Below are 11,320 nucleotides of genomic sequence, written 5' to 3' on the forward strand. Positions count from 1 at the left end.
CTAGGATGGTACGAAACCCCCTCGTGCGAAAGGCCCCCCGTGACCGAGTTCAACCCGTTCGCCTTTGAAGGACTGACCTACGACGACGTCCTTCTGCTGCCCGGCCCGACGGATGTCATCCCGTCGGAGGCGGACACCACCACGCGGCTGACCAAGCGGATCAACATCAACATCCCGCTGCTTTCGGCCGCCATGGACACCGTCACTGAGGCCCCGATGGCGATCGCGCTGGCCCGCCAGGGCGGCATCGGCATCATCCACCGCAACCTCTCCATCGAGGACCAGGCCAACCATGTGGACCAGGTCAAGCGCAGCGAATCCGGGATGATCACCGACCCGGTGACCATCAGCCCGGACGCCACGCTGAAGGAACTCGACGACCTCTGCGCGCACTACCGGGTCTCCGGCCTGCCCGTGGTCGACGGGGACAAGAAGCTTTTGGGCATCATCACCAACCGCGACACCCGGTTCGTGCCCTACTCGGAGTTCCTGACCACCAAGGTCTACGAGAAGATGACCCCGATGCCGCTGATCACCGCCAAGGTCGGTGTCTCCCGGGACGAGGTCGTGCACCTGCTGGGCAAGCACCGCATCGAGAAGCTGCCGCTGGTCGACGACGCCGGGGTCCTCCAGGGCCTGATCACCGTCAAGGACTTCGACAAGGCCGAGCAGTACCCCAACGCCACCAAGGACGAGGACGGCAGGCTCCGCGTGGGCGCGGCCGTGGGCTTCTTCGGCGAGGGCTACGACCGGGCGATGGCCCTGGTCGAGGCCGGGGTCGACGTGCTGGTGGTGGACACCGCCAACGGCCACTCCCAGGGCGTGCTGGACATGATCGCCCGCCTGAAGAAGGACCCGAAGGCCGCGCACGTGGATGTCATCGGCGGCCAGGCGGCCACCCGCGAGGGGGCGCAGGCACTGATCGATGCCGGCGCGGACGCGATCAAGGTCGGCGTCGGCCCGGGCTCCATCTGCACCACCCGCATCGTCGCCGGCGTCGGCGTCCCGCAGGTCACCGCCATCTACGAGGCCGCCAAGGCCGCGATCCCGGCGGGCGTGCCCGTCATCGCCGACGGCGGCCTGCAGTACTCCGGCGACATCGGCAAGGCCCTGGTGGCCGGCGCCGACTCCGTGATGCTCGGCTCCCTGCTGGCCGGCACCGCCGAGTCCCCGGGCGACCTGGTGTTCATGAACGGCAAGCAGTTCAAGGCCTACCGCGGCATGGGCTCCCTGGGCGCCATGGAGACCCGGGGCAAGAACACCTCCTACTCCAAGGACCGCTACTTCCAGTCGGACGTGCCCTCCAACGAGAAGCTGATCCCCGAGGGCATCGAGGGGCAGGTGCCCTACCGCGGCCCGCTCTCCGCCGTCGCCCACCAGCTGGTCGGCGGGCTGCGCCAGACCATGTTCTACGTGGGCGGGCGCACCATCCCGGAGCTGAAGGCCCGCGGCAAGTTCGTCCGCATCACCGCGGCCGGGCTCAAGGAGTCCCACCCGCACGACATCATGATGACCGTCGAGGCGCCGAACTACCGTTCGCGCTAGCGTCGCCGGCGCGGAACCCTCCTTCCGGGACCTCGGTCCCCGGCAGGGGGGTTCCGTCCGTTGCGGCCCCGGCCGGACGCCCCCACGCACCAGCGACCACCACAGGAAAGAGTTCCCATGCCCCAGCCCAAACAGCTCAAGAAGATGGTCCGCGAGCGCATGGCCAAGACGGGGGAGTCCTACACCACGGCGCGCAGGAAGCTCATGAACGCACCCAAGGCCCAGCAGGCCGGGACGGGCTTCGTCGAGGAGGCCGAACTGCCCGAGTACCCGGCGCCGGCCGGCGTCGTGCAGTACGACGCCGGGCTGTGGCACCGCGTGCTCACCCAGGCCGGGGTCACCCACCCGGTCACCGGCCAGCCGCTCAGCCAGGCCCTGCTGGCCGGGCTCGCCGGCGGCATCGGCTTCATGGTGTTCACCTTCGAATACGCCGAAACCACCACCGTGACCGTGGTGACCCGGGCCCACCCCGAGCCATACACGGCCAACCTGCTCGCCCGCTGCGGGGTGCCGGTCACCCAGCGCACCACCAACAGCGCAAAGCAGGCCCAGGAGCACCTGGACGCGGGGCTCGACGCCGGCCGCGCCGTCGTCGTGCGCGTCACCCACGCGGCCCTGCCGTGGGTGGACGGGGAGGCCGTGGAGGAAAGCGACTCGCTGGACATCGCCGTGGTGGGCGAGCACGGGGACGACTACCTGGTGGACGACGGATCCGGTGCCCTGCAGCTGATCTCCCCGGAGCAGCTGGCCGCCGCCCGGCGCGCCGGCAGGAAGGACAAGCACTTCTCCGCCTGGGCCCCGCAGGCGCTCAGCCCGCGCGTGAAGGTGCTGCGGCTGAACGTCCTGGAGGCGGTCGGACAGACCACCGGCAGGCTGCTGGGAACCCGCGAGCTGGAGGGGATCCCCGCCCACTTCGCCAAGAACTTCGGCGTGGCCGGGATGCGCACCTGGGCCGACCGGCTGCGCGACACCACCACCAAAAAGGGCTGGACGGCGATGTTCGCCGACGAGGCACGGCTGCGGGACGGCATGGCCCAGCTGGCCGGGTTCCTCACCTCCAACCGCTTCTCCGGCAGCGGGGGCCTGCGCGGCCTCTACGCCGACTTCCTCGCGGAGGCCTCCGCGCTGCCGGGCCTGGCCCCGCTGGCGGAGCCGGCCGGGGCCTACCGGGCCCTGGCCCCGCGGTGGGACGCGCTCGCCGCCGCGGTGGATCCGGCGGTGGCGGTGGGGGAGCGGGCCGCGCACTTCGCGCGCCTGGCGGACCTGGTCGAGGAACTGGCCGACGCCGAAGAGGCCGCCGCCCGCGGGCTGGCCGTGGCGCTGGCCGCGGCGACCGGCTGACGCCCCGGGGTTGGCGGGGTGCGGGCACCGTCCTAGCATGAAGGCAGGAACCGTGCACACCGCCGTGCAGGTGTGCCGCGCCGTGGAGCAACCAGCTGTGGAGGACACCATGGGATCTGTCCAGGCCGTCGTCGACCACTACTCCTCCGGGACGCTGCGCGAGCGCGTCTTCGCCGCCCTGCGCGGCGCCGGCAAGGACCCGGACAACCTCAGCGCCGCGGACCTGGTGCCGCTGGACCAGCTGCACACCGGAGGGGTCGAGGCTACCGAGGAGATCGTGCACGACGCCGGGATCGGCGCCGGCACCCGGGTGGCGGACTTCGGTTCGGGCCTGTGCGGGCCGGCCCGGATCTTCGCCGGCAGGCACGGGGCCGTGGTCCACGCGGTGGACGTCACCCCCGAGTTCGTGGACCTCTCCGCCGAACTGAACGAGCGCTGCGGGCTCTCCAGCGCGATCACCGTCACCCGGGCCAGCGCCGCCGACAGCCGGCTGGAGGCCGGGGCCTTTGACGCCGTCACGCTGATCCACGTGGGCATGAACGTCGCGGACAAGGCGCGCGTGTTCGCCGAGGCCTCGCGCGTGCTGCACCCGCAGGGAGTCTTCGCCATCTACGACATCATGGCGCGGGACGGGGACGCGCCCGAGTACCCGATGCCGTGGGCCGCGGCGGCCGGGGACTCGTTCGTGCGCACCGTGGTCCAGTACGACGCCGCGCTCGCCGGGGCGGGCTTCGCGGTGGACAGCACCCGTGACCGCAGCGCGGAGGCGCTCGCCTTCCTCGACCGGGCGCCCGCCCGCGCCGCGGCAGGGGCGCCGCAGGGCGCTGAGGCCCCCGCGGGCGCGGAGGCTCCGCTGGGCCCGGAAGTGGTGATGGGCCCGGACATGGGACGGCGCCTGGCCAACCTGCGCCGGGCCATTGCCTCGGGGGTGCTGGCGCCCACCGTGATCGTCGCCCGGCGCGCGGGCCGGTAGCACGCGGGGCAGGCCCTTTCGTGTCGACTTCGTCGACACGCAGGGACCCTGCTGCCCCGCGCTTGACGGAAAACCGCCCGGAGGGCGCTGATAAGCTGGGCCGGTGACTTACGAGATTGAAATCGGGCGCGGAAAGCGCGGACTGCGGGCCTACTCCCTGGACGACGTGGCGATCGTCCCCAACCGCCGGACCCGCGATCCCCGGGACGTCTCGGTCAACTGGCAGATCGACGCGTACCAGTTCTCCACCCCGATCGTTGGCGCGCCCATGGACTCGGTGATGAGCCCGGAGAGCGCGATCGCGCTGGGCCGGCTCGGCGGGCTGGGCGTGCTGAACCTGGAAGGCCTGTGGACCCGCTACGAGGACCCCCGTCCGGTGCTGGCCGAGATCGTTGCCCTCGAAGCCGCGCAGGATGGGGCGCACTTCAGCCCCGCAGTGACCAGGCGCCTGCAGGAGCTGTACTCGGCACCCATCCAGCCGGAGCTGATCACCTCCCGCCTGGCCGAGATCCGCGACGCGGGCGTCACCGTGGCCGGCGCGCTCACCCCGCAGCGCACCCAGGAGCACTACAAGACCGTCGTCGCCGCCGGCGTCGACATCTTCGTGATCCGCGGCACCACTGTCTCCGCCGAGCACGTCTCCAAGACCACCGAACCGCTGAACCTGAAGCAGTTCATCTACGAACTCGACGTTCCGGTGATCGTCGGCGGCGCCGCCGGCTACACCCCGGCCCTGCACCTGATGCGCACCGGCGCGGCCGGCGTCCTGGTCGGGTTCGGCGGGGGAGCCACCGGCACCACCCGCCGCCAGCTGGGCATCCACGCCCCGATGGCCACCGCGATCTCCGATGTCGCCGCGGCCCGCCGCGACTACCTGGACGAGTCCGGCGGACGCTACGTGCACGTGATCGCCGACGGCGGCATGGGCACCAGCGGCGACATCGTCAAGGCTGTCGCCATGGGCGCGGACGCCGTCATGCTGGGGACCGCGCTGGCCCGTGCCAACGAGGCCCCCGGGCAGGGCTGGCACTGGGGCGCGGAGGCGCACCACGAGACCTCCCCGCGCGGGGACCGCGCCTACGTGGGCACCGTGGGCCCCATGAAGCAGGTGCTTTTCGGCCCCTCCAGCCACACCAACGGCACGTCCAACCTCATCGGCGCGCTGCGCCGGTCGATGGCGACCACCGGCTACTCGGACCTCAAGGAGTTCCAGCGGGTCGATGTGGTCGTGTCCCCGTACGAGTCCGTCTGACGCCCATGGCACGGAACGCGGCGGGTGCCCAGGCAGGCGGCCGGGCCGGTGACCAGCACACCGGCCAGCTGGGTCCCGCGTTCCGTGCCGCCTCCCTGGAGGCGATGAGGGGCACCGCCGCGGCGGGCGGGCAGGAGCTGGACCTCCTGATCGTCGGCGGCGGGGTCGTCGGGGCCGGGGCCGCGCTCGACGCGGCCACCCGCGGGCTGGACGTGGCGATCGTCGAGGCGCGCGACTGGGCCGCCGGGACCTCCTCGCGCTCCTCCAAGCTGATCCACGGCGGGCTGCGCTACCTGGAGATGCTCGACTTCGCGCTCGTCCGCGAGGCGCTGCAGGAGCGCGGGCTGCTGATCGAACGGATTGCCCCGCACCTGGTCCGCCCGGTGCCCTTCCTCTACCCGCTGACCGGGCGCTTCGCCGAACGCGCCTACGTGGGCGCCGGGGTGGCGCTGTACGACGCGCTGTCCCTGGCCTCCGGCCACGGCCGCGGCGTCCCCTTCCACAAGCACCTCTCCCGCCGCGCCACGCTGCGCAGCGCCCCCTCGCTCAAAGACGAGGCGTTCGTGGGGTCCATCCGCTACTACGACGCGCAGGTGGACGACGCGCGTCTGGTCGTGGACGCGGTGCGCACCGCCGCGAAGTACGGGGCGTGGGCCGCCAACCGGGTGAAGGCCGTGAGCTTCCTCCGCGAGGGCGAACGCGTGGTCGGAGCCCGGGTCCAGGACCAGGAGACCGGCGAGGAGTTCGACGTCCGCGCCCGGCAGGTGCTCAACGCGACCGGCGTGTGGACCGACGAGACCCAGGCCATGGTCACCGACCGCGGGCAGCTGAAGGTCCGGGCCTCCAAGGGCATCCACCTGGTGGTCCCGCGGGACCGGTTCCAGTCCACGGTGGGCCTGATCCTGCGCACCGAGAAGTCCGTGCTGTTCGTCATCCCGTGGGGACGGCACTGGATTATCGGCACCACGGACACCGAATGGGCCCTGGACAAGGCCCATCCGGCGGCCTCGAGCCGGGACATCGACTACCTGCTGGAGCACGTGAACCGGGTGCTCAAGCGGCCGCTGACCCGCGAGGACGTCGAAGGCGTCTACGCCGGACTGCGCCCCCTGCTGGCCGGGGAGTCGGACTCCACCGCCAAACTCTCGCGCGAGCACGTGGTGGCCCACCCGGTGCCCGGGCTCGTGGTGGTCGCCGGCGGCAAGTACACCACCTATCGCGTGATGGCCCGCGACGCCGTGGACGAGGCGGTGCGCGCGATGGACCTCCAGGTCCCGCCGTCGTGCACAGCGGACATCCCGCTGCTCGGGGCCGAGGGGTACAAGGCGGCCTGGAACAGCAGGCACCGGATGGCCCGTGCGGCCGGGGTCCATGTGGCGCGCGTCGAGCACCTGCTGGGCCGGTACGGGTCGCTGGCCCGCGACGTGCTCGCGCTCATCTCCGCCGACCCCGAACTGGCCCGGCCGCTGCCCGGCGCCGACGACTACCTGGCCGCCGAGGCCGTCTACGCCACCACCCACGAGGGGGCCCGGCACATCCACGACGTCCTCACCCGGCGCACCCGCATCTCCATCGAGTCCTGGGACCGTGGCGTGTCCGCCGCCCCGGAGGTGGCCCGGCTCATGGCGCCGCTGCTGGGGTGGAGCGCGGCGCAGGTCGAGCGCGAGGTGCGCCACTACCTGGCCCGCGTCGAGGCCGAACGGGCCAGCCAGGAACAGCCCGACGACGTCTCCGCGGACCGGACCCGGATGAACGTCGAGGACATCGTTCCCGTGCGGGACTAGCGGCCGGGGGTCCACCCGACCCGGGCCGCGGGGGTCGGGTCCGCGGGGGCCGGGTCCGCAGGGGTCGGGTCCGCAGGGGCCGGTTCGTCGAACCGGGCCCGTCCGAAGTACCGTTAAAGGGTGCTGAAAACCGCCCTGAAGCCCCAATGGATCCTTGCCCTGCTGGGAGCGCTCCTCGTGGCTTCGGGCTTCGTCCTCCTGAGCCAGTGGCAGTTCGACCGGTCCCAGACCGCAGCCCCGCCGCCGCCGGGCACCACCGAGACCGCGGTCCCGCTGACCGGCCACATCCGCCCGCTCGAGGAGATGATGGGCTTCCAGGCCGACCAGATCGTCACCGCCAGCGGCCGGTTCCTGCCCGGCCGGCAGGTCCTGGTCCGCGACAGGCTCCAGCAGGGCGAGAAGGGGTACTGGGTGGTGGCGCCCTTCGCCGTGGACGGAGCCCCGAACGGGGAAACCATCGCCGTGGTGCGCGGCTGGCAGGCCGACGCCTCCACGCCCCGGGACGCCCCGTCCGGACAGCTGGACCTGACCGGGCGGCTGCTGCCCACCGAATCGCCCCTCGACGAATCCCCGGCCGGAGCACTGGGGGCGGTCTCCACCGCCCAGCTGATCAACCTGTGGGACGTGCCCGCCTACAGCGGCTTCGTGGTCGCCTTCGACGTGGCCACCGGGGCCGGAGCCGACGCCGGGGCCGCCACCACCGGCCTGGAACCGGTCTATGTGGGCCCCCAGCCGCAGCAGCAGCAGATTAACTGGCTGAACGTGTTCTACGGCATCGAGTGGGTGGTCTTCGCCGGCTTCGCGGTGTTCCTCTGGTACCGCCTGGTCGCCGACGACTACCGGCGCCAGCAGGAGGACCTCGAGGACGCCGCCGAGGCCCTGCGCGGGGCACAGGGGCAGGACACCCAGCAGACCATCCCGGAAAAGGAACAGCCATGACCGAGCAGACCGCACCCGCCCAGAAGAAGCGCCGCTTCGCCGGCACCCCCGCCCAGATCCGCAGCGCAGCCAGGCTGTACAAGGTCCTGGCCTACGCGACCGGCGTGATGCTGCTGCTGGTGGTGGTGGAGATGGTCGCAAAGTACGGCTACGGCACCGAGATCGTCCTGGGCGGCACCGGTGCCGACGGTGCCTCCAACGGCCTGGGATTCCTGCCCGCCGATTCCTTCGAGGGCGGCTTCAACCTCTCCACCGCCGTCCTGATCGTGCACGGCTGGATGTACGTCATCTACCTCATTGCCGACTTCCGGCTGTGGAGCCTCATGCGCTGGCCGTTCACCCGTTTCGTCACGATTGCCCTGGGCGGGGTGGTGCCGGCACTGTCCTTCATCATGGAGGCCAAGGTCCACAAGGAGGTCGAGCGCGAGCTCGCCGCCCACCCCCAGGCCGCCAAGCGCTACTGACGGCCGGCCCCGGGCCGTCCGGGCCCGCAGGGCTTGGGCGTCCGGCCCCCGGGGTGCAGGATTGGGTGTGCAGGGTGGAGAACGGCCCGCCCCGGGTACTGCCGACGAAGGAGCCGCGACGATGGCACGATCCCCGCACTGGGCTTCCCCCAAACCCGGGGCGGGCCCCTGGGCGGACCCGCTGGGCCGCTCGGCGACCCGGGCCGCGCAGCTGCTGCTGGTGCTGACGGCCGTGTCTGTGGCCGTCTACGGGCTGATCCAGCTGAAACTTGTGGTCATCCCCCTGATGATCGCCCTCATCCTCTCCGCCGCGCTCAGCCCCGTGGTGGCCGCACTGCGCCGCCGCGGCCTGCGCCCCGGCCTGGCCACCTGGACGACCTTCCTGGCCGCGGTGCTGGTGCTGGGCGGAATCATCACCGCGCTGGTTTTCGCGGTGCGCAGCGAATGGGACGAACTCGTCGCCTCCGCCATCGCCGGCTGGGAGGAGCTGCGCGCGCTGCTGGAGGACGGGCCGCTGCAGGTTGACCAGGCCGCCATCGACCAGGCGGTGGCGGCGCTGGTGGGCTTCGCCGGCAGCCGGCAGTTCGGCCTCGGTGCGCTCTCCGGCATCTCCGCGGCCGCGGAAGTGGTCACCGGCGGGTTGCTGTGCGCCGTGGTGCTGTTCTACTTCCTCAAGGACGGGGACCGGATCTGGTCCTTCTTCCTGCGCGGGTTCGAGGGCACCCGCCGGGACAGGATGCACCGCGCGGGCCAGCGCGCCCTCGAGGTGCTGGGCAAGTACGTGCACGGCACGGCTGTCGTTGCCTTCGTGGACGCCCTGGCCATCGGCGTGGCGCTGCTGCTGCTGCGGGTCCCGCTGGCGCTGCCGCTGGCGGTGCTGGTCTTCCTGGGCGGCTTCGTGCCGATGGTCGGGGCCACGCTGACGGGCATCTTCGCGGCCCTGGTGGCGCTGGTCGCCAACGGGCCCGTGGTCGCGCTGATCGTGGTGGCCGTCGTGGTCGCGGTGAACCAGTTGGACGGCGACGTCCTGCAGCCCCTGGTCATGGGACGCACCCTGCGCCTGCACGGGCTGGTCATCCTGCTGGCGCTGGCCGCCGGCGTCGTCCTGGCCGGAATCGCTGGAGCGGTGCTGGCCGTGCCGGTCACCGCCGTGGCGTGGGCCGTGCTCAAGGTCTGGCGGGAGCCTCCCGCGCAGGCCGGGACGGGCCTGGCGGCAGGGGATGCCGGGGAAGTGGAGGGCGCGCCGGACGCCGCTCCGGGCCCGGCGTCGTAGGGTGCGTCACGTCCGGGAGCCCCAAGGTGCGCCGCGGTCCGGCGGGCGACTAAACTGGAGCCCGTGACCAACCAAGCCACCCCCCCAGAGCACCAGCCGGTTCTGGTCGTCGACTACGGGGCCCAGTACGCGCAGCTCATTGCCCGCCGCGTACGCGAAGCCAACGTGTACTCGGAGATCGTCCCGCACACCCTCACCACCGAGCAGATCCTGGCCAAGAAACCGGCCGCGATCATCCTCTCCGGAGGACCTTCCAGCGTGTACGCCGACGGCGCGCCGCGCGTCGGCGCCGACCTGTTCGAGGCCGGGGTGCCGGTCTTCGGCATCTGCTACGGCTTCCAGGCCATGGCGAACGCGCTCGGCGGCACGGTGGCCCGGACCGGCCTGCGCGAGTACGGCGCCACCGACGCCACCGCAACGGCCGGCGCGAAGTCGATCCTGGCGGGCATCCCGGACCACCAGAACGTCTGGATGAGCCACGGCGACGCCGTCAGCTCGGCCCCGGAAGGGTTCGAGGTCCTGGCCTCCACCGCCGGAGCACCCGTTGCGGCCTTCGCCAACGAGGCCAAGCGCCTCTTCGGCGTCCAGTGGCACCCGGAGGTGAAGCACTCCAACTTTGGCCAGAAGGTCCTGGAGAACTTCCTCTTCGAGGGCGCGGGCCTGAAGCCCGACTGGACCACCGGGAACATCGTCGAAGAGCAGGTCCAGCGGATCCGCGAGCAGGTCGGCACCGGCCGCGCCATCTGCGGCCTCTCCGGCGGCGTGGACTCCGCCGTTGCCGCGGCCCTGGTCCAGCGCGCCATCGGCGACCAGCTCACCTGCGTGTTCGTCAACCACGGCCTGCTCCGCGAGGGTGAGGCCGAACAGGTGGAGAAGGACTTCGTCGCCGCCACCGGCGCCAAGCTCTACGTCGCCGACGAGCAGGAGCGCTTCCTCAGCGCCCTCGAGGGCGTCACCGACCCGGAGACCAAGCGCAAGATCATCGGCCGCGAGTTCATCCGCGCGTTCGAGGCTGCCGAGGCCGCCATCATGGCCGAGGCCGCGGAGACCGGCGAGCCGGTCCGCTTCCTGGTCCAGGGCACGCTCTACCCCGACGTCGTGGAATCCGGCGGCGGCGAGGGCGCGGCCAACATCAAGAGCCACCACAACGTCGGCGGCCTGCCCGAGGACATGCAGTTCGAGCTGATCGAGCCGCTGCGCACCCTGTTCAAGGACGAGGTGCGTGCCGTGGGCGCCCAGCTGGGCCTGCCGGCGGAGATCGTCCAGCGCCAGCCGTTCCCGGGCCCGGGCCTGGGCATCCGCATCATCGGTGCCGTCAACGAGGAGCGCCTGGAGCTGCTGCGCAAGGCCGACGCGATCGCCCGCGCCGAGCTGACCGCGGCCGGCCTGGACAACGACGTCTGGCAGATGCCGGTCGTGCTGCTGGCCGATGTCCGTTCGGTGGGCGTCCAGGGCGACGGCCGCACCTACGGGCACCCGATCGTGCTGCGTCCGGTGTCCTCCGAGGACGCGATGACGGCCGACTGGTCGCGGCTGCCGTACGACCTGCTGGCCCGGGTCTCGAACCGGATCACCAACGAAGTCGACGGCGTCAACCGCGTGGTCCTCGACGTGACCAGCAAGCCGCCGGGAACGATCGAGTGGGAGTAGGCGTCCGGCGCTGCGGCGCGGAACGCCCGTAAGGCGGGGGAGGGGCTTCGGTCCCTCCCCTTTGCCGTGGTTCCGCCCACGGCCCGGTCCCGGCGCCTG

At 72.0% G+C, this 11,320-nt stretch carries 9 protein-coding genes; all 9 read left to right on the forward strand.

Translation table 11 applies throughout. The annotated features are described in order from the left end of the window. Positions 1-39: 39 nt before the first annotated feature. A complete protein-coding gene (guaB, locus tag NCCP_RS01180; RefSeq protein WP_149955262.1) occupies positions 40-1,545 on the forward strand; it encodes an IMP dehydrogenase in 1,506 nt (501 codons plus the stop codon). A 117-nt stretch (positions 1,546-1,662) separates the two neighbouring features. After that, the gene (locus NCCP_RS01185; RefSeq protein WP_149955263.1) at positions 1,663-2,886 is read left to right on the forward strand and encodes a BtrH N-terminal domain-containing protein; all 1,224 of its coding nucleotides are present in this window, start codon (positions 1,663-1,665) and stop codon (positions 2,884-2,886) included. A gap of 37 nt (positions 2,887-2,923) precedes the next feature. Beyond that, on the forward strand, positions 2,924-3,859 hold the full coding sequence (locus NCCP_RS01190) for a class I SAM-dependent methyltransferase (RefSeq protein WP_149955264.1): 936 nt from the start codon (positions 2,924-2,926) through the stop codon (positions 3,857-3,859). 103 nt (positions 3,860-3,962) lie between these two features. Continuing rightward, entirely contained in the window at positions 3,963-5,111 is a 1,149-nt protein-coding gene (locus NCCP_RS01195) for a GuaB3 family IMP dehydrogenase-related protein (protein WP_149955265.1), read from the forward strand. Between the two features lie 5 nt (positions 5,112-5,116). After that, a complete protein-coding gene (locus NCCP_RS01200) occupies positions 5,117-6,895 on the forward strand; it encodes a glycerol-3-phosphate dehydrogenase/oxidase (protein WP_149955266.1) in 1,779 nt (592 codons plus the stop codon). 120 nt (positions 6,896-7,015) lie between these two features. After that, a complete protein-coding gene (locus tag NCCP_RS01205; protein WP_225873603.1) occupies positions 7,016-7,834 on the forward strand; it encodes an SURF1 family protein in 819 nt (272 codons plus the stop codon). Next, positions 7,831-8,298, forward strand: coding sequence for a DUF3817 domain-containing protein (locus NCCP_RS01210; protein ID WP_149955267.1), 468 nt, complete (start codon positions 7,831-7,833; stop codon positions 8,296-8,298). Before NCCP_RS01205 ends, NCCP_RS01210 begins: the two co-directional genes overlap by 4 nt. 121 nt (positions 8,299-8,419) lie before the next feature. Further along, positions 8,420-9,571, forward strand: coding sequence for an AI-2E family transporter (locus NCCP_RS01215; protein ID WP_149955268.1), 1,152 nt, complete (start codon positions 8,420-8,422; stop codon positions 9,569-9,571). Between the two features lie 63 nt (positions 9,572-9,634). After that, positions 9,635-11,221: a glutamine-hydrolyzing GMP synthase gene (guaA, locus tag NCCP_RS01220; RefSeq protein ID WP_149955269.1), complete on the forward strand. Its 1,587-nt coding sequence runs from the start codon at positions 9,635-9,637 to the stop codon at positions 11,219-11,221. Positions 11,222-11,320 lie beyond the last annotated feature (99 nt).

Source organism: Zafaria cholistanensis (assembly GCF_008580665.1).
Taxonomy (GTDB): domain Bacteria; phylum Actinomycetota; class Actinomycetes; order Actinomycetales; family Micrococcaceae; genus Zafaria; species Zafaria cholistanensis.